The organism is Novosphingobium resinovorum, assembly GCF_036352595.1.
Taxonomy (GTDB): Bacteria; Pseudomonadota; Alphaproteobacteria; order Sphingomonadales; family Sphingomonadaceae; genus Novosphingobium; species Novosphingobium resinovorum_B.
This window is the reverse complement of sequence record NZ_JAZFAX010000019.1, coordinates 42,881-62,932: the sequence shown is the minus strand read 5'-3', so window position 1 is coordinate 62,932 and position 20,052 is coordinate 42,881. Positions and strand designations below refer to the sequence as shown.

The 20,052-nt window shown below is 64.3% G+C and carries 23 protein-coding genes; 17 read left to right on the top strand and 6 right to left on the bottom strand.

The features are described 5' to 3' along the window. Positions 1-49: 49 nt before the first annotated feature. Positions 50-1,090: a MucR family transcriptional regulator gene (locus tag V2S85_RS17355; RefSeq protein ID WP_330704101.1), complete on the bottom strand. Its 1,041-nt coding sequence runs from the start codon at positions 1,088-1,090 to the stop codon at positions 50-52. Between the two features lie 192 nt (positions 1,091-1,282). Here V2S85_RS17355 and V2S85_RS17350 point away from each other — a divergent pair, with 192 nt between their 5' ends. The 5 genes from V2S85_RS17350 (at position 1,283) to V2S85_RS17330 (ending at position 3,807) form a co-directional block, all read left to right on the top strand. Continuing rightward, entirely contained in the window at positions 1,283-1,768 is a 486-nt protein-coding gene (locus V2S85_RS17350; protein WP_330704100.1) for a hypothetical protein, read from the top strand. Then, a complete protein-coding gene (locus tag V2S85_RS17345; protein WP_330704099.1) occupies positions 1,761-2,063 on the top strand; it encodes a hypothetical protein in 303 nt (100 codons plus the stop codon). Before V2S85_RS17350 ends, V2S85_RS17345 begins: the two co-directional genes overlap by 8 nt. Then, on the top strand, positions 2,012-2,368 hold the full coding sequence (locus V2S85_RS17340; RefSeq protein ID WP_330704098.1) for a hypothetical protein: 357 nt from the start codon (positions 2,012-2,014) through the stop codon (positions 2,366-2,368). The genes V2S85_RS17345 and V2S85_RS17340 overlap by 52 nt, the downstream gene beginning before the upstream one ends. 98 nt (positions 2,369-2,466) lie before the next feature. Then, positions 2,467-3,165 (top strand): hypothetical protein, encoded by a 699-nt coding sequence (locus V2S85_RS17335; protein ID WP_330704097.1) that lies wholly within the window; start codon positions 2,467-2,469, stop codon positions 3,163-3,165. Between the two features lie 63 nt (positions 3,166-3,228). Continuing rightward, positions 3,229-3,807 (top strand): N-6 DNA methylase, encoded by a 579-nt coding sequence (locus V2S85_RS17330; RefSeq protein WP_330704096.1) that lies wholly within the window; start codon positions 3,229-3,231, stop codon positions 3,805-3,807. Between the two features lie 185 nt (positions 3,808-3,992). Here V2S85_RS17330 and V2S85_RS17325 read toward each other — a convergent pair whose 3' ends face one another. Then, positions 3,993-5,720, bottom strand: coding sequence for an ABC transporter ATP-binding protein (locus V2S85_RS17325; RefSeq protein ID WP_330704095.1), 1,728 nt, complete (start codon positions 5,718-5,720; stop codon positions 3,993-3,995). A gap of 223 nt (positions 5,721-5,943) precedes the next feature. On the opposite strand from V2S85_RS17325, the gene V2S85_RS17320 reads away from it, so the two are divergent. From V2S85_RS17320 to V2S85_RS17265, 12 genes are all read left to right on the top strand, one after another. Next, positions 5,944-7,140, top strand: a complete 1,197-nt coding sequence (locus V2S85_RS17320; protein WP_330704094.1) for a DUF932 domain-containing protein — start codon at positions 5,944-5,946, stop codon at positions 7,138-7,140. Between the two features lie 84 nt (positions 7,141-7,224). Then, on the top strand, positions 7,225-7,440 hold the full coding sequence (locus V2S85_RS17315) for a hypothetical protein (protein WP_330704093.1): 216 nt from the start codon (positions 7,225-7,227) through the stop codon (positions 7,438-7,440). Further along, the gene (locus tag V2S85_RS17310; protein WP_334183859.1) at positions 7,437-9,203 is read left to right on the top strand and encodes a PRTRC system ParB family protein; all 1,767 of its coding nucleotides are present in this window, start codon (positions 7,437-7,439) and stop codon (positions 9,201-9,203) included. Before V2S85_RS17315 ends, V2S85_RS17310 begins: the two co-directional genes overlap by 4 nt. 33 nt (positions 9,204-9,236) lie before the next feature. Beyond that, positions 9,237-9,650, top strand: coding sequence for a PRTRC system protein E (locus V2S85_RS17305; RefSeq protein WP_330704092.1), 414 nt, complete (start codon positions 9,237-9,239; stop codon positions 9,648-9,650). A 53-nt stretch (positions 9,651-9,703) separates the two neighbouring features. Continuing rightward, positions 9,704-9,910, top strand: coding sequence for a PRTRC system protein C (locus tag V2S85_RS17300; protein WP_330704091.1), 207 nt, complete (start codon positions 9,704-9,706; stop codon positions 9,908-9,910). A 144-nt stretch (positions 9,911-10,054) separates the two neighbouring features. Further along, positions 10,055-11,173 carry a hypothetical protein gene (locus V2S85_RS17295; protein WP_330704090.1) on the top strand — a complete coding sequence of 373 codons (1,119 nt, stop codon included), beginning with the start codon at positions 10,055-10,057 and terminating at the stop codon, positions 11,171-11,173. Continuing rightward, positions 11,122-11,952, top strand: coding sequence for a PRTRC system protein B (locus tag V2S85_RS17290; protein WP_330704089.1), 831 nt, complete (start codon positions 11,122-11,124; stop codon positions 11,950-11,952). Before V2S85_RS17295 ends, V2S85_RS17290 begins: the two co-directional genes overlap by 52 nt. Continuing rightward, the gene (locus V2S85_RS17285) at positions 11,949-12,608 is read left to right on the top strand and encodes a PRTRC system protein A (RefSeq protein ID WP_330704088.1); all 660 of its coding nucleotides are present in this window, start codon (positions 11,949-11,951) and stop codon (positions 12,606-12,608) included. Before V2S85_RS17290 ends, V2S85_RS17285 begins: the two co-directional genes overlap by 4 nt. After that, entirely contained in the window at positions 12,598-13,401 is an 804-nt protein-coding gene (locus tag V2S85_RS17280; RefSeq protein WP_330704087.1) for a PRTRC system ThiF family protein, read from the top strand. Before V2S85_RS17285 ends, V2S85_RS17280 begins: the two co-directional genes overlap by 11 nt. Before the next feature lie 35 nt (positions 13,402-13,436). Further along, positions 13,437-13,670, top strand: coding sequence for an antitoxin (locus V2S85_RS17275; RefSeq protein ID WP_330704086.1), 234 nt, complete (start codon positions 13,437-13,439; stop codon positions 13,668-13,670). Positions 13,671-13,673: 3 nt separating this feature from the next. Next, on the top strand, positions 13,674-14,075 hold the full coding sequence (locus V2S85_RS17270) for a type II toxin-antitoxin system VapC family toxin (protein ID WP_330704085.1): 402 nt from the start codon (positions 13,674-13,676) through the stop codon (positions 14,073-14,075). Between the two features lie 330 nt (positions 14,076-14,405). Beyond that, positions 14,406-15,161 (top strand): hypothetical protein, encoded by a 756-nt coding sequence (locus tag V2S85_RS17265; RefSeq protein WP_330704084.1) that lies wholly within the window; start codon positions 14,406-14,408, stop codon positions 15,159-15,161. Positions 15,162-15,771: 610 nt separating this feature from the next. Here V2S85_RS17265 and V2S85_RS17260 read toward each other — a convergent pair. The 4 genes from V2S85_RS17260 to V2S85_RS17245 form a co-directional block, all read right to left on the bottom strand. Then, a complete protein-coding gene (locus V2S85_RS17260) occupies positions 15,772-16,323 on the bottom strand; it encodes a hypothetical protein (RefSeq protein ID WP_330704083.1) in 552 nt (183 codons plus the stop codon). A 76-nt stretch (positions 16,324-16,399) separates the two neighbouring features. Continuing rightward, positions 16,400-17,638, bottom strand: coding sequence for a dicarboxylate/amino acid:cation symporter (locus V2S85_RS17255; RefSeq protein ID WP_330704082.1), 1,239 nt, complete (start codon positions 17,636-17,638; stop codon positions 16,400-16,402). A 64-nt stretch (positions 17,639-17,702) separates the two neighbouring features. Continuing rightward, the gene (locus V2S85_RS17250) at positions 17,703-17,867 is read right to left on the bottom strand and encodes a YbdD/YjiX family protein (RefSeq protein WP_330704081.1); all 165 of its coding nucleotides are present in this window, start codon (positions 17,865-17,867) and stop codon (positions 17,703-17,705) included. A 2-nt stretch (positions 17,868-17,869) separates the two neighbouring features. After that, the gene (locus tag V2S85_RS17245) at positions 17,870-19,918 is read right to left on the bottom strand and encodes a carbon starvation CstA family protein (protein WP_330704080.1); all 2,049 of its coding nucleotides are present in this window, start codon (positions 19,916-19,918) and stop codon (positions 17,870-17,872) included. Positions 19,919-20,052: the final 134 nt, after the last annotated feature.

Sequence of the window (20,052 nt, the reverse complement as noted above, 5' to 3'; positions counted from 1 at the left end):
CAGAAGGAAGGGGGTGAAGCGCGACGGAATCGCACTTCACCCCTTCTAATCATTCCGCGGATGCCGGTGTATCAACCTGCGCTGCATCTTTCTTCACGGCATTCGTACGCTTGCTGGGAGTCTTGGCTTCCGGCGATGCGGCGGACTTAGCGCCAGTGACGATCCCGAGCTTCTTCTTCCTGGGGACAGGCGCGGACGATTCCGTTTTCGCCGCCTCAGGAGTCAGGGTTTCCGGAGTGGTCGACGGGGTGGCAGCTTCCTTGGCAGCGGCGGGCTTCTTCGCACCGATGGACGTTTTCGGGGATGCCTTCTTCGCCGCCGGTTTCTTTGCGACAGACTTTGTGGCTGCACCCTTCCCCTTTCGGGGCGCAGGTGCGGCCGCAGCCGAGACAGCCGGTGAAGCCAATGCCATGGGTGTGGCCTCCGACGTCTCGACGGCGATCACGGGAGCCTCGCTGGCGGGTTTGGGGTTAGCCGCCGTTGCACGCGTACGCTTGGGCTTTTCCGGCGCCGGAGCCGATGTGGATTCCGGCGTTTGCTCCAAGGCAATCGCGGCAACCTCATCGGCGGGCGTCACTGTATTGGCTTTTCTGCTCGTGCGTTGCGGCTTCCGCTCCTTCACCGGGGCGGGCGTCGGAGTGGCTTCCTGTACGGCCTGTTCGGTGACGGGCGCTTCCGTCTGTGCCGTTTCGCTCGCCTTTCTTCCGAGGCCCAGCTTAGCAGCGACGGCACGGCGGTGCTCGGAATAGGCGGGAGCCACCATGGGATAGTCCCGCGGGAGCTTGTAGCGCTCGCGATACTCGGCCGGGGTCAGCCCGTTGGTCGCCAGATGCCGCTTGAGCGTCTTGTACGGCTTGCCGTCGAGCATGCTGATGATGTGCTCGCGAGAACCCAGGCTCTTGCGCACCGATACGGCAGGAACATGCTCCACCGGCGCGGGCGTTTCTGCTTCGCCCTTTCCTTCGAGCGCGCCGCGTGTCGCTTCGATGATCCCGGCGATGTCACCGGCCGGCACCTGGTTGTTCGAGAAATAGGCGCTCAGTAACTGCACCGTCATTGCAGTGAGATCGGGCTGCTCGGTATCGGCCACGCAAAAACTCCAGGCTAAGGGAAGGCAATAGGGAAGTTGTCTCTTGCCGAAAAAGAATTGCCGAAGAGCTAAGCCTGTTCCCGCGTCTCATGCAAGTCGTCAGTGAAACAAGCCCGTCAGCCCGCAGAAAGGGAAGGGGGAGGAGTAGAGCAGAAGACCAGCTCGAGGTCTCGCTATTCCATGAGGTGCAACATGGCGAACTGCGTATCCGCGCACATCCTGATCGGCGGCAGACTCGCCCGATCCCGATATCCCGAACTGATCGAGGCGATCAAAGCCGATAATCCGGCTGTCGATTGGGACGGCACGCCGTTCGATCCCGACGATATCCCGGTCGGTAAGCCGCTCGCGCTCATGGATCATGATGTCGCCAACGGCTGTTTCGAAGAGATCGAGGGAATCTGTCACCGGCACGGTCTCCATTATGTTCGCTGGTCTGGCGCTTCTCCCGGAAGCTTCCCGTCGGTTCGCATCGTTTACACGGGTAACGGCGAGCCACAGCCGGTCCTGACCACCGAGGAAGACGAGCAGGTCTTCTCCATCGAGCGCATCCGGAAACTGGGAAGCATCGAAACAATCGAAGCGGACTACCAGCGCGCACGCAGGAATCCGCCTCCCCTGGTTATCGTGGACGACCAGCCCGCCGATGTCGTCATCTTGGAGATCACCCATGGCTGATCACTATGCTCAGGGCTCGGTCGCCTTCACCTGTACGGCGCAGGAAGCCGCACTGATCGAAGAGGCGTGGCAGCATGCCGCTGACCTCGACAACGACCTGGCGCCGGGCGACCCGAGCGCCGAGTTCCTCGCGGCTTTCCCGCCGGTCGAACTGGGCAACCTTTTTAATGGCCTGCTCGCGATCTTCGATGATCCGCGGTTTCCCCGGTTCGGTGCCGAGCTTCAGGTCACTGGAGCCGATCAGTGTCGATCTATGGCGACAGCGATTTTCAACCCGACGCCATCGCCGCGTTGATCCAGCGCTGCTGTCGGCAGACGCTGAGCGAAGCGCCGATCGGCTTTACGTGGAGCTATGGCTCCTCGCGTCCCCGGCCCGAGGATACGGGCGGCGGATGGTGCGCCATCTTTGCCGACCGGATCGAATTCGGCGAGACTGCCGAGGGACTGTCGAAGGCGCTGCAGCCCGCTGCCGACCCCTGGAGCGATCACCCGGTCCATCCCGTGTCCGACTGGAAAACCGAAGTTGCCAATGACGAGATCCGTCTCGGCTATCTCGACTGGATCGCCATACGGCAAAGCTCGGCCGGTGCGGCACCTTAAACTCGATCGCCTCGTCAGTCGCATGACCTGAAGCGACCGGCAGCGAGGACGCCGCCGCGTCCCGTCGCGCCATTTTTCAGCAAAACAAGGATAGACCAATGACCGACGTCACCGCGCCGGACGTGCCCGCGCGCCTATATAGCCAGACCGACTACGATGAACGTGGCAATTTCCAGTACCAGGGCGATCTGTACCGCTCGGGCGAGGATCTCCCTTCCCTTGCGTCACGAATCGGTCGGCATCTCGCCGAACAGTTCACCCTCACGCGCATCGCGATCAGCACGAGCAAATTTGCGGGCGGACGCAAGGTCACCGCCGAAATCCTCGATACGGCTTCCGACCTTACCGAACGCGATAGGCAGAACGCGTTCATCATCGAAGTGCGCGACCAGATGGAGCGGTTCGGTTTCACGTGCGCCAATGCGCTGCAGGGATTTCACAGTTGCTCTTTCTTCTGCGAAGCGCGGATCGGGCGGGCCTATTGGGCGGCGCTCGCGAAGAGGCGCGGTCCCAGGAATCCGGTCGAAGCACTGGTGTCACTCGCCGCGTTCAAGAAGCGGGTGAAGCCGGGCGACACGCTGAAACTCATCGATGCGCCGGCGGGCCACCGATCGCTGGGAACGACCCGCATGATCACCAAGGTACGATCGGGTGACCTGATCCTGGAAGGCAGGAGCCATCTCGATTTCCCGCGCGCCGCTGCCTTCGCCTGCGACGGCAAGCTGGTGCGCATTTCCATCGGCTCTGATCACGACCCGGATGCCCATCTGCTGTATGAATGGCGAGCAGCGGCCTGAACGATGGTCGCCTCATCGTTTGCTGCGGACGAGTCCGCAGCCCATGCCCCGCATCTCAAGGCCATGCGGAAGCTCCTCGAGCGCTGCCAGCCGCGCCACGATATCTACACCGTGTTCGGGCACTGCATGGAGGCGATGGCGATCGCGATCGCCAACAGCGTCGACCTGTGCGAGCGTGCGCGGCGCGAAGCCCGTTACCTCGACATTATCGGGCGCTACGGCACCGACGGCGTCGAAAGTTTCCCACGGGTCATGGCCGAACTCGCCCTCGCGCTGGAAGCGGGGATGGGCGATGTGCTCGGCGCGCTGTTCCATGATCTCGAACTGCACAACAAGGCGAAGGGCCAGTTCTTCACGCCCTATTCGCTCAGCAGAGCGATGGCGGACATGCTGATCGGCGATACCGCTACCCTTCGGGAAACCATAGAAAGTCGCGGGCATCTTACCGCCATGGAGCCGGCATGCGGTTCCGGCAGCATGGTCATCGCGCTTGCCGACGCCCTGCGGGCCCAGGGCATCAATTACCAGCGCCACCTCCATGTGACCGCGATCGACATCGATCCCCGCGCCGTCCATATGGCCTATGCGCAATTGTCGCTGCTGCACGTTCCCGCGCGTCTGATCGTCGGCAATGCCCGGTGAAATCCGCGAACAGTGGTTCACACCGGCCCACATCCTTGGCGGCTGGACGGCCCGGCTGGCGTCAACGCCCCAGGACAAGACCGCGATCGAAACGATCCCTCCTGTTGTGGCTGCCAAATCGTCCTGCTCGTATAAGGAGACCGCCACGGCCGACTACAACAGGCCTCCGACGCTACCGCGTCAGCTCACTTCTGATCCGCCTGTTGATCATCGGGGCATATTGCGGAGCGTTCATCCCACCACAATTTCCGGTACGTTCGGTGATAATCGATAAGATCCCGATGCGTGCCGCAGCCTGCCAGGCGTCCGCCCTCCATGAACAGGACCTGGTCTGCGGCCTGCGCCGTCGCCAACCGATGCGTGATCATGATGAGCGTGGTCGCCCCGCCGGCTCTGCTCCGCAATTTCGCGATCGCGTTCGCTTCACTGCGCGGATCGAGAGCGGAGGTGCTTTCATCGAGGATGAGAACCGGCACGTTCACGCCTGCCAGCCGCGCGAGTTCGAGCTTCTGGATCTGTCCTCCCGACAGCCGCTCGCCCTGTTCTCCCAGTTCCATCTCGAAGTCGATCGACCTGCCGGGTTCGTGAAACCGCCAAAGGTGCAGCAATTCCTCGACATCGCCGATCGCCTGGTTCGCCGGGGGATAAAGGATGTTCTCGCGCAGCGACCGGTTGAACAGACCGATGAACTGCGGCGCATAGAGGATATGGCGATGCCGATCCGCCCAGGGGATCGTCGCGATATCTATCCCGCCCACCGCGATCCTGCCGGAAGAGGGGGTAAGCACGCCTGCGAGAAGCTGGGCGAGCGTGGACTTGCCCGAACCGTTGGGACCGACGATCGCGACGAAAGAACCAGCCGGCACATGCACAGATATCCCGGCTACGCCGGGCATGCTCGCGCCATAGCGGAAGCTCACATTCTCGGCGACAAGATCTGACGACGCTGTAAGACCAGGGGACAGGGCGCTGTTCTCTGCATCGATGGTCGCAAAGTTCAGGACGTCGCGAATATTGGCGATCGCCACTCCAGCCTGCGCGAGGATGTAGCCTAGCGAACTGAGCGGCACGGTCAGCCGGAAGGCGTATGTCTGGAGCAGGACGAAATCGCCCGCACTCATGCGCCCCTGGCCGACATCGAGAGCGGCGAGCAGCAGCAGCGCCACGAGACCGAGCCCGACCACGCAGAATTGCAGCGCGGCCATGAGCGTGAGCGAACGATACATGCCGGCGGCCGCGTGCCGTTTCGAACTGAGCGCATCGCCGGCATGCCGCAGTTCACGCTCGAGCGCGCCGTTCAGCACCACGCGGCGGGCGTTGCGCACGATATCGCCGATGGTGCGCGAGACATGCGATGCCGCCGCATTCGTCGCCTCGGCGTGAACGCGGTGACGCCTGGCGCCGAGCCAGGTCGCGCCGAGGAAACCCAGCAGCGTAAGCGCCAGGATCAGGACATAGCGCGGCCGGATTAGGCCCGCGATCACCACGAGACTGGCGAGGGCCTGGAGGATCACCGGCCCGAGCCGCCAGATCAGCCCCTCGACGACCAGCGTCAGGCTATAGGGCAGGCGTTCCAGCATGCCGGGAACGCGGCCGCTGCGGCTGTCGCGCGCCGCGGTGATCTCGGGCAGGGCCGCAGCGAGCGCGCGGATGGTGTAATGCCGCGCCAGCGCATCGACCATTTTCGCGGTGCACGACAGCCTCGCGCTCTCGAGGATCGATGCACCCGCCCAGCATCCCACGAACAGCATCACGGTGACGAACAGATACAGGAGCGATTCCGAGGGACCTGCCAGCATGTCGATCAGGAGCTTGAGGGCGTAGGGTCCGGCAACGCCCATCGCGATCACGAGGGCTTCGAGGGTGAAGGCCTCGAGCAGGCTTCGCCTTGCGCCGAGGCGCGCCGACAGCATCAGCTGCGTAAGCCGCGCCAATATAGCAAATGTCGTCACTGCACAGACCTCCTGGCGATCGATGAGCCAGAAGGAGGATTTGGAACGCGGCCGCTATCCTAGCGCCAAATCAGCTTCTTTGGAATGCGCGATCCCATGATCCGGAAAGGGGGGAAGGGGGTGCGGGAAGGTGACGGGAGATGTGGATCGTCCCGTTACCCTCAAGCTCAAGGAGATGGTTCCCATGGCGAGCATGGCCCGCACGACCGACACGCCCCCCGTGTCCGCTCCCTATCGCATCGACGTCTCGCGCGGCGGCCGCAGTGGTCGCGTGTCCTCGGAATGGTTCTCCCGGCCCGACGACGAGAAATTCCTCTCGCTCTCCAGTCTTTACGACAGCGTGCGAGCCCGCGCCGATCGCTCGACCACCCGGACCGTCGAAAGCCGCGCGATCCGGGTCGAGGCGAGAAGCGATGATCCCGAACGGCTCACGCTGATCGCCCCTGGCGACGAGCGTCCGCTCACACCTACCAACTGGTCCTTCGGCCAGGTCGCGAGCCTCGTCGGCGCCCCGGCCTCCTATCTGCGCCAGCTGCCCGCGGCGCTCGCCGGTATCAATCTCCAGCACGGTCTGGTCACTCACAGAGGCGAACAGGTCAAAATATTGCAGACCGACGATGGCCGAACAGAACTGCGTGCCGCGACCGGAAGCCAGTATGGCAGGGTGTACGACTGGGAACTGATACAGGCCATCATGGCGTTCGCCGGGGACGGCGTTGGCGATACACGATGGAAAGTCCCTGGAACTATTGATTGGGGAAGCATGAGTTATAACCCCTATGTCGATATCACCAAGGAGACGACCACGCTCTACGCATCGGACAGGGATGTCTTCGTGTTTCTCGTCGACGACACCCATCCGATCGAGGCCGGTAAACTGCCGAATGGTGATCCCGACCTCTATTTTCGCGGGTTCTACGCTTGGAATTCCGAAGTCGGCTCCAAAACGCTCGGCATCGCGACATTCTATCTACGCGGCGTGTGCGCGAACAGGTGCCTGTGGGGCGTGGAGAATTTCGAGGAAGTGAACATCCGCCACTCGAAGTTCGCCGGCGCCCGCTTCGCGCACCAGGCCGCCCCGGCGCTCGAGCACTTCGCGAACTCCTCCCCGCAGCGTTTCATCACCGGCATCAACGCCGCGCGCGAACGTATCGTCGCGCGCAAGGACGAGGACCGCGACGCCTTCCTGCGGCGGCGCGGCTTCTCGAAAACCGAGACGACGAAGATCATCCAGACGGTCCTCGCCGAGGAAGGGCACCCGCCCACGAGCGTCTATGATTTCGTGCAGGGCATCACCGCGGTTGCCCGCACCAGGCCGCATCAGGACAGCCGCCTCGAGCTCGAGGGCAAGGCCCGAAAGCTGCTCGAACAGGCGCTCTGAGGCGCACTTCCCGATCCGAATTTTCCCTCCATCGCCCGCTCCGGTCTTCGACCGGGGCGGCTATGCTCATGAAAGGATGAGGCCATGCGCGCCCAGTCCGATATTTACCTTTCCGATTTCACCGTGGACGTCGCCTTCTTCAGCGACGGCGAGCATTATGCCACCCAGAGCTACACAGTCACCGCCTCGACCTGGTTCAGCGCCCGCCAGCAGGCGCTGCAGATGTCGGTAAGCAGCGTCTATGACGACCCGCGCATTCCCGGGCTCAGCCGCACCGCCACCCTGCGGCCCGGCTCATGACCCGCGCACGTACCCGACGCCTCGGCACGGGAATCTCCGCGCTGATCGCCGCGTCGTCCCCGCCCGCCACCACGCTGCCGCTCGCCAGCATCAGCGCCGGGTATAATCCGCGCCGCTATTTCGACAGCCGAAAGCATGACGAGCTCGTGGCATCGCTGCGGCTGCGCGGAATGCTCCAGCCGATACTGGTTCGTCCCGCCACGGAGACGGGTGAGGGCTATCTCATTGTTGCCGGGGGGCGTCGTTACCGTGCGGCGCTGGAAGCCTTCGGGCCCGAGGGCGAAGTCCCCGTCATCATCCGCGAGATGACCGACCAGGAGGCCCTCGAGGCAGCGATCGACGAGAACGACGTGCGCGACGATGCCTCGGAATCCGAACAGGCCGATGCGGCGGTCCGCGTGCTTGCCGCCTGCCAGGACGATCGCGGCGAGGCTGCTCGCCGGCTCGGGTGGTCCAAAACCAAGCTCGATCGCCGTCTCGCGCTCGCTGGCCTCTGCGAGCCGGTCAAGCACGCGCTCGACGAGCGCCGGATCAAGCTGGGTCATGCCGAACTGCTCGCCGCCGTTCCCGCCGACAAGCAGGAGAAAGCGCTGGAGACGATCCTCACCTCCGGTCTCGACGTCGGGAAGACCCGCGACCTGCTGATGCGGGTCACCCAGGATCTCGCCCATGCCTGCTTCGATAAGAGCGAGTGCCTGGCCTGCCCGTTCAACTCCGCGGCGCAGCGCGCCCTGTTCGAGACGCATATCGAGGACGGGCATTGCACCAATGCCGGGTGTTTCGAGCTCAAGACCCAGACCGCCGAAATGATCCGCTTCGAACAGGAGGAATGCGCTGAAAAGGCCGCACGGACTGCGAAGGTTTCCGCTGACGACGATACCTGTGGTGATGAGGCCGAGGACGAGATCGACGCTATCGAAGGTCCGGATATCGAAGCCGATGCCGATGCTGCTGACGCTGCCGATGGTGATGACGACGACCACAGCGAGATTAGCGGTGCGCCCTCCCTCCATCTCCAGGATGAGCAGGCCGCGTCTTCTGCGAATGATGCCGAGAAACCGACAGCGCCGATCGCCGCGAGCGATACTGGCGCCAGGAAGCCGGACACGCCGAAGTCTTCCGTCACTGCCCGGTCGATCGCCATCCGGACCAGGGAACTGCGCGAGGCGACCTGGCGCATCGCGCTCGCCCGCGCGCTCGCCGCTAATCCGGCCCATGCCCAGGCCACGATCCTGGTCGCCGCGATGTCAGGCACGCTCCCGCAGATCAAGGCGGAGACATTGCGCGGGCGGGCCGGGCTGCTGGTTGGTACGTCCTTCCCCGATCTCGATTTCAGCGAGAAGATCGCGGTGGTCCAGGCGCTACCGGAACCACAGGCTGCGACAGTGCTGTCCGCCATCGGCGCGGCCTATGCGAAGGATGTCACCAGTTTCGATCATGTCGCCGATCTGGCGCGGGTCTTCGCCGTCGACCTGCGCGACGCCTGGCAGGTCGATAAGGCCTTCCTCGAACGCTACTCGAAGGAGGAACTCAGGTTCGTTGCCCGCGAATGCGGGATGATCGCACACATCGGCGAGAAGGCGTTCGCGAAACTGCTCGGCCAGAAGAAGACCGATCTCATCACCGGCATGCTCCATGCACTCGGTTTCGAGTGGGCAGGGCGTCTGCCGAGCGCCATGACCCTCGACGGCGCATATGGGCCCCCGCCTGCGCGCCCAGTTGCACCGGCGAACGAGGCTCCGATTACGGACCTCGCCGCCTGAACGCTCCCTCGCTCTTCCAGAAGGATTTCTCCCATGCTGATAACCAGCCTGCTCCCGCTGCTCGCCCGCTATTCGCTCGGCTGCGATCTTGTCGCCGGGCCCGAGGGCATGGTCACGCTCACCATCATCCCGCGCATGATCGAAGGCGGCGGCCACAAGCCCGAAGCCGGTGAACTCCGGCCGATCTCGCTCACTGCGAGCGCCGCCGAGATCGATGCCGAACTTGCGCGGGGCGAGGACGGCGCGCTCGGCCAGCTCATCGCGGGTCGCAAGGCGCTCGCCGACCAGCTGGAAGAGCAGCGCCAGGCTATCGAAGCCGCCCGCGCTGCCGCGGCCGCGAAGACCAGAGCTGCGACATCGACGCCGAAACCGGCGACCGCCGACACCCAGCCTCCCGGCAATCCGCCGTCCGACGCCAAGCCCGAAGAGCCGGCCAGCCTTTGGTGATGCACGGCGCGGAAACCTCGCCCCATCGCTCCCGTCCATCTCTGGAGACAGTCATGCAGATCGATCATCTCACCCGAACCTATCGCTATGACGGCATCGACCTGCCCGTCCCGCCGCATCTCGCGCAGGACCCGGCCGCGCTGCGCGCCTATCATGCGACGCTGTACCCGGCGATCCTCAACGCCGCGATGGTCGATGCCGGGGTCATGGGCGGCGCGCATGTCACCGAATATCGCCGCGCCATCGGCACCAAGGGCTGATCGCGGTGCCGACGGCGCGGCGACGCCCCGGCGCGGCCATCCCCCCTGCGCTGCGCAAAACCCTCCTGGACTGGATCGAGACGGACGATGGCGACACTGCCGGCTTCACCCCGCCCGCCTGTAGCCCCCGGGCCCGAGCCCTCCATGCGCGGATCGTCGTCGACCCGCCGGGGCACGCGGGCGAAACCCGCGAACTGCTCCAGCCGCCGGCCGGACTTCGCCTCCCGCCGCTTGGCTGATCTTGCCAGTGATCTTGCGGGCGATCTTGCGGGCAGGGCCGTCGCGCTATCGTCCGATGTCCCGGCGATCTTCGACGCGCCGCTCGCGCCCCATCACCGGGTGATCGGGCGCTGGGCCGCGTCCCGGGCACAGGATGCGAGAGCCTGTACGCGGCTCGAAGCCCGTCGCCACATCGAGGCGGTGTTCGATGCCGCCGTGCGAGAAATCCTGGACCCGATCGATATCGTCGATCTGCGCATCGCGGTCCTGGGCAGCGAGGCGGATGGGCCGCCCGCGATCGCCATCATCTGCGACAGCATGGGACAGCTTGATCTGGGATGGATCGAAACCGGCGATGCGCCCACCGCCTGGCGCGCCGCTGCCTACCGGGCGCTTGAGCAGACACTCGGGCGGATGCTGCCGGTCTTCAGCTACCAGGATCTCTTGGACGAGATGTCCATGTACTACTGGGAGGGGGAAATCGATGACGAAGCTGCCCGCCGCAGCCTGATCGAATGTCACGGCGCGGACGCCGAGGATCTCGACGGTCACATGCTTCCTTCGCAACTGGACGAGCGCCGGCCGCCCTGGATGATCGCAGCGAACGCGGCGCCGCTAAAGCGGCTTCCCGCTGCCTTTCGTCGCAAGCTGGCAGATCTGCGTGCTGCGCAGGAGGTGCTTGGCACACTCTCGCCCGAAGCCGGCGCCTGGCACTTCGATTTCGAGGTCGCGAGCGCATATCTCCCCGGTATCGAGGAATGCGCCTCGCTGCCGCCGCTGACCTTGGTTCCCTTCGTGCCGTTCGCCCGCGAACTCGACGATGTCATGCGCAGCGGCATGGAAATGGGGTTCACGGATATCGCCGGTATCTGCCCGCTGCCGGATGTGGCCTGCATCGACGACTGGTTCGCCTCACTGCGGCTCGGCGCACAGTTCCTCCTCACGGTCCAGAACCTCATCCGCTTCGATCCCCCCAAGCCCAGGAGCCACCCATGTCCGACCATAGCACCCACTTCGAAGCCAGCGGTGGCGGTCTCGTCCTGACGAACGCCATCCTGCTCTATACGAACCAGGCGCTTCGACATCTCAAGCCCTACGGCGCCTCTTCGATCGATACGGCTGCCTTCGCCAGCATCCATGCAGTGGAACACGATGGCGATGGCCGGCCGACCATCGCGGCCGGCAGCCCGCTGACGCGCGCGCATCTGCGGCAGTGGTCGGAAGCGCTTGGCCGTACCGTCGTGCCGGAACTCCTCCCTGAGCATGTGCTGGTCGCTCATCCCGACATGCTGGCCTGGTGGGTGCCGGCTAAGGTGCGCCCGGCTCATTTCGCGCTTTCCGATCCTCCTGCCGATCTCCATGCGCTCGCTGCGCGAACGACGCTGCCGGTTCCCTATCCACCCCATCTCCTGATCGCCACACGCCATGGGCTTGGCGTCTATGCCCTCCCGGCAAATGAACGCCCGGGCGCCGACACGCCGGTGCTGCACTCGCCGATCCTCAACGTCTTCGTCGACGGGCGTCTCTGCTGGGGCAATATCCCGAAACCCAGGGTGCTCAGCATCGCCTCCATTCCCGCCTATGAGAGCGCGCTGTTCGACTCCTGGTCGACGCATCCCAATCCCGGGCAGGACCGGACGATACGCGGGAAGGGCGGGCTGGTGCGGCTCTGGGACGATCTGGCGGCGCGGGGTGCGCGCCGGTTTCCGGTGAGCCGTCTCAAGCCATTTGGCGCCGGCACGGCCGGGCAGGGGATAGGCCCGCGAAGGACCGCCGCCTGCGCGGTGACGGTAGGCCGGCTTATCGCGCGGGGCCGGGTATGACGATGCTCACCGATGATGCGACGGCGGCGGCGGTGCTTGAGGCCATGCCCTGCTATCCGGTGCCGCCATTTGGAAGGTCGCCCGCCATCGAGGCGCTGCGCGCTTCCCGCGTCGGCCATGGTCTCGCCATCGGCCATGACGGTGTGAAGCTGATCCTGCGTCGCCCGTGGCTGGCGCTGGACGTGCCGGTTGCGGCGCCCATCGCCGGCTATGTTCCTTATGGCAGCATCGGGGCACCGCGGGCCGATCTACGCTGCGGCCTGGTACCCCGGCGTTATTTCGTGCAGATATTGGAATTTCTCAAGGCGGCCCTGCCGAATGAGGCCGCCGCATTCATCCTGTGGAACGAGGCGAGCCGTGAATTTGCCGTCGAGTTCCCCGATATCGATGAAGCGACGCCGACACGACTCGTATATCGCATGCCCAGACTGCCGCCTGACTGGCACATGGTCTGTGACATCCACAGCCACGCGCGCGGCCGTGCATTCTTCAGCGCCACCGACGATGCCGATGATGCCTATGCCACCAAGATAGCGATCGTCTTCGGACGTCTCGACCATCCCGATGGTCCCACCATGGCTGCGCGGCTCTGTGCGGGCGGTATGTTCCTGCCCTTGCCGCGCTGTCCGTTTGCAGGAGCTCCCGATGCAGACTGATCAGGCACGGCGGCACTATCTTCCTGCCGGCTTTGACGATCGTGCGATCACGATCCTGCTAGTCGGATGCGGCGGGAACGGAGCGCAGATGCTGATGGGTCTCGCCGCGCTTGATACGGCGCTACGCGCGATCTCCTCGCGCTCGCTCGACGTCACCGTGGTCGATGACGATATCGTCACCGAGGCGAACCTTGGCCGTCAGCCATTCTACCGCTGCGATATCGGCCATTCCAAGGCGCGTACGCTGACCGAGCGCATCAATCTAGCGCATGGCCTTGCCTGGGAGGCGGTTCACGGACGCGCTCCTGAAGCGATCGGGATCGACGGCTTCGACATGCTCATCAGCTGCGTTGATACCGCCGCGGCCCGCCGCGCGCTGGGGGCGGCACTGCAGACCGGCAGAAATCCGCCCGTCTACTGGATGGACCTCGGCAACCGCTCCGGCGACGGCCAGTACCTGATCGGCTGTCCGCAGCGCACCAGTCACAGCGATCGCCCCCGTCTTCCCACCGTACTCGAAGCCTTTCCGGAACTCGCCGACGAAAGCCTGGCTGAAAACGATGCGCCATCCTGTTCGGTCGCCGAGGCGCTCGAGCGTCAGTCGCTGTTCGTCAACCGCGTCCTGGCAAGCCATGCTCTCGCGCTGCTCTTCGATCTTTTCGGGCGCGGTTCGATCGGGCATGCCGGGGCCTTCATCAATCTTGCCGGCGGTCAGACCGTTCCGATCCCACTTCCCTTCGCGAATGGCGCATCACTTGCGGCAGCCGGGCACGCAAACATCTCGCATTCTTAGCCTGTATAGGCTATGTCATATGCCAAGGAGTCGCCATGAACCTCGAGCGTCACGTCAAACTGTTCAAGAACGGCCGCAGCCAGGCGGTCCGCATTCCCCGTGAGTTCGAGCTTCCGGGCGAGGACGCCATTATCCGCAAGGAAGGCTCGCGCCTGATCATCGAACCCGCGCGTCCGCGCTCCCTGCTTGCCGTTCTCAAGACATGGGAGCCGCTCGATGAAGAGATCGGCCCGATCGAGGACCTGCCCGCAGAATCGGTCGACATCTGATCCATGTTCCTGCTCGATACGAATATCCTGTCGGACCTGATCCGGCAGCCCGATGGCATGGTCGCCCACGCTATCGCCGACGTCGGCGAGGACGCGGTTGCGACCAGCATCATTGTTGCCGGCGAACTGCGCTATGGCGCAGAAAAGCGCGGATCGCCGCGCCTGAAAAGCAAGATCGAGGATTTGCTGTCTCTCATTGCGGTGCTGCCGCTCAAGGACGATGCCGACGCCTGCTATGGGCGTCTGCGTGCCGACCTCGAGCGTCGTGGCACGCCGATCGGCGCTAATGACATGCTGATCGCCGCTCATGCGCTCGCAATCGACGCGACCCTCGTTACCGACAACATCCGCGAATTTGAGCGCGTCGATGGGCTGCAACTGGTGAACTGGCTCCGAACCACCTGACGCCCGGTTCACGCGGCGTTCCCGGTCTGATTCCCGTGGTCAGCGAGCATGAAGAAGGGAAGGGAGCCGCCGGGTGAAACCTCGCCCGCTTACGCCCAGGGCTTCCGCGATGGCGGTGGTTGTTTCGAAGATCTGTTCGACGGGGCCAGGCGATCCTACGCGGCTGCCGCACGAACCGGAGACCCATTGCCGATTTCCGCCACGCCTCGGGTTTCAAAGCCATCTCCGAGCAGTTGGCCGTCTCCGACAGACGCCCCGCGTCCCGCCCGGTGGTCGAAGCGCACCGTGATCATCGGTGCTGCCACTGCATCCGATGCAAAGGCAGGCTTGATGACGATGCTCCAGGCACAGCCCGGGCATGAAATGGCGCACATCATCATAGCCGACGCCGGTAGGGGCTTTCGGACGTGGCGTGGTGGGGAGCCCGCCCAGACCTGTGATCCGGCCGATCAGTTACGTGCGTTGCTCAGCGGCATCGAGCCCGACGACTTGCTGATCATCGCCGACGACAAAGATCTCGCCTGGATAGATCGACATGCCGGCGTGCTTCCGCTCTGCCGGACCATGGAGCGCATGCGTAATTCGGCGATCCAGCAGCGCGCGCAATTGCGCGCCTGGCTCGAGCGCGGACTATGCGAGGGGGAGGTCCTCGCCGGCGGCCATATCCGCTGGACCAAGCTCGCGCAGGGGCTGTCCGGCCGCCTCGGCGAATTCGTCGCCCGCTATGCCGATAAAGCCCAGCCACGCGGACACCGCCTCGTTATCGAACTACGCGATGGCGATCCCGCCATCGGCTTCATGACGCCGCAGGGCGAACTGCTGAACCCCGAACCGATCATCACCAACAAAGCGCATATGCGCAGGCACATGGCGGCGATGCTGCGATGCTTTGCAGCCGCCATTCCGCATCACCGCGACATGGCTGCCCGCACAGCACGACCAGACAATCCGGGAGTACCCCATGAACGAGATGACCAGCTTGCCCGTCATGCGGGGCAAGGACGCGCGAGCGGCAATCCTCCTGCCGGGACCGATCGACGATGGCCGTTGAACCGAGCGGGGCACAAGCGGACTTCCCGAGATTGAGCCGCGCCGAAATCCGCAACGCCATCCCCACACTTCCCGCTGCGTGCTTGTCGCGCTCCTGCCCGGTGACCTTCAGAAGAATGCCCGTGCGAAAGCACACCAGAACTGGAAACGGTATCACCGCTTGGGCCGGGTACGTTTGGCGAAGCCTTGGTATCCTCCCGACAATCGCAGTCTGATATACGAGCTGTTACCGCAACCGAGTTTTCCGACGATTCCGGTTGATACCACTCCTTGGCTGCGAAAGCCCAGCTCGGGCCGGTAGGCGACTGTCGCGTTCGGAGCGCAGATACAGAGATAGTTGCCGCTCAGCTGCGTCGCCTGCCGACCAGACCCAGTCGTTCGTGGCTAACTTTTTGAACGGCTGACTATTCCGATACCTGCCGGTGGCTGCAAACCAGCATTGAGGCAACAATCGAGCTATCCCAAGCCATCTGATCTTGCTTCGAAGACGGCGCACTGTGCTGTTATTGATGATCAAGTCTTTGGGGCTGCGTAGGCGCCACCTCACACTCGCTATCTCACGCGGCGAACCATAGTCGCAAAAAGTGCCGCCCGGATCAAACGTCCGGGCGGCTGTCAGGTGAGGGTATCAATTGCGAAGGCCGGCTCAGTTCGGGGCGGTTGCCGGAAACACCAAGGCCTGCATGTTGGGGTAGAAAGCGTGCAGTTCGTTGCTCTCGCCTTCGATGCGCTGCACGACTAAGGCGATTTCGTGGTGCCCGGCATTTAGCGGGAAAACGAATGAGCCGTCCGCGGACTGGCGATCGACCTGATACTTGTCGCCGATCATGGTCCTGGCAGTACCCAGATTGACGCGCTTGATGACGATGGGGTCCATCCCATCGAGTTGCAGCGAGACCCGCACCGAGCACGGGCATCCTTCGGGAACTACGGTCGCCAGCCCGCTGGTGAACTGGACCATGACGTTGGACGACTTCTTCAGATCGACAGTGACTTTGCCCAGGGTGATGGGATTGCCCTTGGCGATCAGCACATGCTTGCGGTTGGGGGTATTGTAGAACGCGATCTGCGAGGTGGAGATGGCATAGGAATCCGGCAGTTCGGCATCGGCATGGACGGGATGCGCCATCGAAGGTGCCGAGGCGGCCAGCGAAACGAACGCGACGGCGGACAGGCCCAGTTTCGACGTAATCTTCATTGTGGCTCCGATGCTTGGTTTACAGGCCGATGGTAGCGGTGGCCGGGCGGCGAACAATTTATCTGTGGTTGTAGGTCTATGCTGCCGGGTTATGCCTTGCCCGCCTGTCTTCCCAGTGCGCGATCACGCCCGTGGCAATTGCGTTGCCCAGGGCATTGGTGGCGGTGCGGCCCATGTCCATGAAGTGGTCTATCGCAAGGATGAAGGCGACGCCCTCCACGGGAAGATTGAACTGGCCCAGCGTTGCGGCAACCACTACCAGACTGGCCCGCGGGACTGCGGCGATGCCCTTGCTCGTGACCATGAGGACCAGCAGGATGGTGATCTGGGTGGCGATCGACAGGTCGATGCCGTAGGCCTGCGCGATGAAGATGGTCGCGAAAGTCGCGTACATCATCGATCCGTCGAGGTTGAAGCTGTACCCCAAAGGCAGAACGAAGCTGTAGATGCTCCGGGGAACGCCGAACTTGTCGAGCTGTTCCAGCATCTTGGGATACGCGGCCTCAGACGACGCGGTGGAAAAGGCGATCAGCAGCGGCTCGCGAATGCATCGGGCCAGCACGACCATGCGCCTGCCCAAGAACAGCGCGCCTGTGCCGAACAGAACGATCCACAAGGCGACCAACGACAGGTAGAACTCGCCAATGAGGGCGCCGAACGTTGCCAGCACGCCCAGACCCTGCCGGGTGACGACCGCTGCCAGCGCGCCGAACACCGCAAGCGGCGCGACGCGCATGACGTATCCGGTGATGCGCAACATCAGCCCGGCGATCGCTTCCACCAGCACCACGACGGGTCGGCCTTCCGCCCCCATCGCCATCAGGCCGACGCCAACGAACAGCGAGAAGACGACGATTTGGAGGATCGAGTTTTCCGCCATCGCGCCCACCATGGACACCGGGAAGACGTGCAGCACGAAGCTGATGAAATTCAGGGCCTCCGGGTTCACGCCGGGGGCCGCCGCCGAGCGCACCAGATCTAGGCCGCTGCCCGGCGCGAAAAAATTGATCGAGACCAGGCCGATCGTCAGGGACAGCAGACTGGCAATCATGAACCAGGCGAAGGCGCGCCCGCCGACGCGCCCCAGCGCCGCGCCGTCGCCCATGTGGGCGATACCGGCGACCAGCGTCGAGAATACGAGCGGGGCGATGATCATCTTCACCAGATGCAGGAAAATATCGGCCAGCAGGCTAAAGTACCCGGCCACCTGTTCCACCCGCGGCGCATCGCTGCCGATCGATATATGTGTGACGAACCCGGCTGTCAGGCCGAGCACCATGGCGATGAAAATGGACTTGGTCGCGTTGATGCGCATGACGTGAAGGTCTCTGAAAAGGAATGCTGCAGAAAAAGGCGGGTAGGGCAGGGCGCAGGCAATCTCAGCAGCATTTCCCCGCGCCGGTTCCGAAGCGTGCCTGCTCCCGGTTGCGGAAGAACTCGACGCGGCTCATCGGCGCGGCCTCCGGATGGTTACGCGCCATATGGGCGAGGTAGACCTCATAAGGCGGCTGCCCCACCATCAGGCGCAGCATGTTGCGCAGCATCCTCATTCCGCCGGGACCATCTGCACGGGGGCCTCGTTCACGCTGGGCCGATCTTCGCGCAACGCGGCAAGGCACGTCCGCACGGTGAAGACCAGCAGCGAGACGACCACCGCCAGAAACACCATGCACAGCCCCGCATCAACGCGGTCGTTGAAGACGATGGCCTGCATCTGCTCCATCGATTTCGCCGGGGCCAGCACCGTGCCGGCATCGATCGCGGCGCCGAACTTGGTGGCATGGGCAAGGAAGCCCACGGTCGGGTCGCTCGACAGCAGCTTGAGCGAACCAGCGCTCAGCGTGCAGATCAGCAGCCACGCGGTGGGGATCACCGTGACCCAGGCGTAACGCTGCTGCTTCATCCGGAACAGCACCGTGGTTGCCAGCATCAGCGCCACCGCCGCCAGCATCTGGTTGGAGATGCCGAACACCGGCCACAGCGTGTTCACCCCGCCCAGCGGATCGGTGACGCCCTGGTAGAGGAAGAAGCCCCAGCTCGCCACGCACAGCCCGGTCGCCACCACACCCGGCACCCAAGAGGTTCCGGCGCGGAACGAAGGCACGAAAAGGCCGATCAGGTCCTGCAGCATGAATCGCCCGGCGCGCGTGCCCGCGTCGACCGCGGTGAGGATGAACAGCGCCTCGAACAAGATCGCGAAGTGATACCAGAACGCCTTCATCGCCGCCCCGCCCGCGACATGGCTGAAGATCTCCGCCATCGCCACCGCCAGCGTCGGCGCGCCGCCGGTGCGGGATACGATGGTATACTCGCCCACGTCGCGCGCGGTCTGGACGAGGAGGTCGGCGCTCACCGGGAAGCCCATCGCGGTCACCGCATGGGCGGCGCTGGCGGGGTCGGTGCCCAGCACGGCAGCCGGGCTGTTCATCGCGAAGTAGATGCCCGGATCGAGGATCGAGGCTCCTACAAGGGCCATGATCGCCACGAACGCCTCCATCAGCATCGCGCCATAGCCGATGAACGGCGCGTCGGTCTCCGTGCCGATCAGCTTGGGCGTGGTGCCGCTGGCGATCAGCGCGTGGAAGCCGGAGACGGCCCCGCAGGCGATGGTGATGAACAGGAACGGGAACAGCGCGCCCGACCATGCCGGGCCGCCCCCGCCGACGAACTGCGTCAGCGCGGGCATCCGCAGCGGCGGCGCCATCACCACGATGCCGACAGCGAGCGCCGTGATCGCGCCGATCTTGAGGAAGGTGGACAGATAATCGCGCGGCGCCAGCAGCAGCCACACCGGCAGCAATGATGCCAGCGCGCCATAGCCGATCAGGATCCAGCACAAAGTCTGCGGGGTGAAGGTGAACAGCGGTCCCCAGACTTCGGAGGCGGCCACGTTCTGACCGAACACGATCGCCGCGATCAGGCCGATGAAGCCCAGCACCGAGACTTCGCCGATGCGGCCCGGACGTATCCAGCGGGTATAGACGCCCATCGCCAGCGCCAGCGGGATCGTGGCGGCGACGGTGAACATCCCCCAGGGACTTTCCGCCAGCGCGCGCACCACGATCAGCGCCAGCACCGCAAGGATGATGACCATGATGAGGAAGGCACCCGCCAGCGCGATCGTGCCCGCGGCCGCGCCCATCTCCATGCGCACGAGTTCGCCGAGCGACTTGCCGTCGCGCCGCATCGAGATGAACAGGACCATGAAGTCCTGCACCGCGCCCGCCAGCACGACGCCGAAGATGATCCACAAGGTGCCCGGCAGATAGCCCATCTGCGCCGCCAGCACCGGCCCCACCAGCGGCCCCGCGCCCGCGATCGCCGCGAAGTGGTGGCCGAACAGCACGCGCCGGTCGGTGGCGACATAGTCCAGACCATCCGCGCGGTAGATCGCCGGGGTCGCCCGGTTCGGGTCGAGCCGCATGACATGCCGCGCGATGTAAAGCGCGTAATAGCGATAGGCGACAAGGAAGCAGCTTACTGCCGCAACGACGATCCACAGCGCGTTGACCGGCTCCCCGCGCGATACTGCTAGAACTGCAAGGCAGATCGCGCCCACGATCGCTAGTATGATCCAGGGAAGATGTCGGGTCATGCAAGGCTCCCTTGTGGCAGCCAAACCCGGCTACTCGCTTTGCCCGCGAAACGAGCCGACCGCGCCGTTGATTACAATTGATAGTCCAGCACTACTCCATGCCGGAATGTTATGCGGTCCGCTCAGGAGCTGGT

Coding starts and splice junctions, on each gene's coding strand:
- V2S85_RS17345 (WP_330704099.1), top strand. CDS start 1,761: ATGGCTGATCACTATGCTCAGGGCTCGGTCGCCTTCACCTGTACGGCG.
- V2S85_RS17295 (WP_330704090.1), top strand. CDS start 10,055: ATGCGCGGATCGTCGTCGACCCGCCGGGGCACGCGGGCGAAACCCGCG.
- V2S85_RS17265 (WP_330704084.1), top strand. CDS start 14,406: ATGACGATGCTCCAGGCACAGCCCGGGCATGAAATGGCGCACATCATC.
- V2S85_RS17260 (WP_330704083.1), bottom strand. CDS start 16,323: ATGAAGATTACGTCGAAACTGGGCCTGTCCGCCGTCGCGTTCGTTTCG.
- V2S85_RS17310 (WP_334183859.1), top strand. CDS start 7,437: ATGACCCGCGCACGTACCCGACGCCTCGGCACGGGAATCTCCGCGCTG.
- V2S85_RS17335 (WP_330704097.1), top strand. CDS start 2,467: ATGACCGACGTCACCGCGCCGGACGTGCCCGCGCGCCTATATAGCCAG.
- V2S85_RS17330 (WP_330704096.1), top strand. CDS start 3,229: ATGCGGAAGCTCCTCGAGCGCTGCCAGCCGCGCCACGATATCTACACC.
- V2S85_RS17325 (WP_330704095.1), bottom strand. CDS start 5,720: ATGCTGTCGGCGCGCCTCGGCGCAAGGCGAAGCCTGCTCGAGGCCTTC.
- V2S85_RS17255 (WP_330704082.1), bottom strand. CDS start 17,638: ATGCGCATCAACGCGACCAAGTCCATTTTCATCGCCATGGTGCTCGGC.
- V2S85_RS17320 (WP_330704094.1), top strand. CDS start 5,944: ATGGCGAGCATGGCCCGCACGACCGACACGCCCCCCGTGTCCGCTCCC.
- V2S85_RS17290 (WP_330704089.1), top strand. CDS start 11,122: ATGTCCGACCATAGCACCCACTTCGAAGCCAGCGGTGGCGGTCTCGTC.
- V2S85_RS17245 (WP_330704080.1), bottom strand. CDS start 19,918: ATGACCCGACATCTTCCCTGGATCATACTAGCGATCGTGGGCGCGATC.
- V2S85_RS17250 (WP_330704081.1), bottom strand. CDS start 17,867: ATGCTGCGCAACATGCTGCGCCTGATGGTGGGGCAGCCGCCTTATGAG.
- V2S85_RS17300 (WP_330704091.1), top strand. CDS start 9,704: ATGCAGATCGATCATCTCACCCGAACCTATCGCTATGACGGCATCGAC.
- V2S85_RS17275 (WP_330704086.1), top strand. CDS start 13,437: ATGAACCTCGAGCGTCACGTCAAACTGTTCAAGAACGGCCGCAGCCAG.
- V2S85_RS17350 (WP_330704100.1), top strand. CDS start 1,283: ATGGCGAACTGCGTATCCGCGCACATCCTGATCGGCGGCAGACTCGCC.
- V2S85_RS17285 (WP_330704088.1), top strand. CDS start 11,949: ATGACGATGCTCACCGATGATGCGACGGCGGCGGCGGTGCTTGAGGCC.
- V2S85_RS17305 (WP_330704092.1), top strand. CDS start 9,237: ATGCTGATAACCAGCCTGCTCCCGCTGCTCGCCCGCTATTCGCTCGGC.
- V2S85_RS17270 (WP_330704085.1), top strand. CDS start 13,674: ATGTTCCTGCTCGATACGAATATCCTGTCGGACCTGATCCGGCAGCCC.
- V2S85_RS17280 (WP_330704087.1), top strand. CDS start 12,598: ATGCAGACTGATCAGGCACGGCGGCACTATCTTCCTGCCGGCTTTGAC.
- V2S85_RS17315 (WP_330704093.1), top strand. CDS start 7,225: ATGCGCGCCCAGTCCGATATTTACCTTTCCGATTTCACCGTGGACGTC.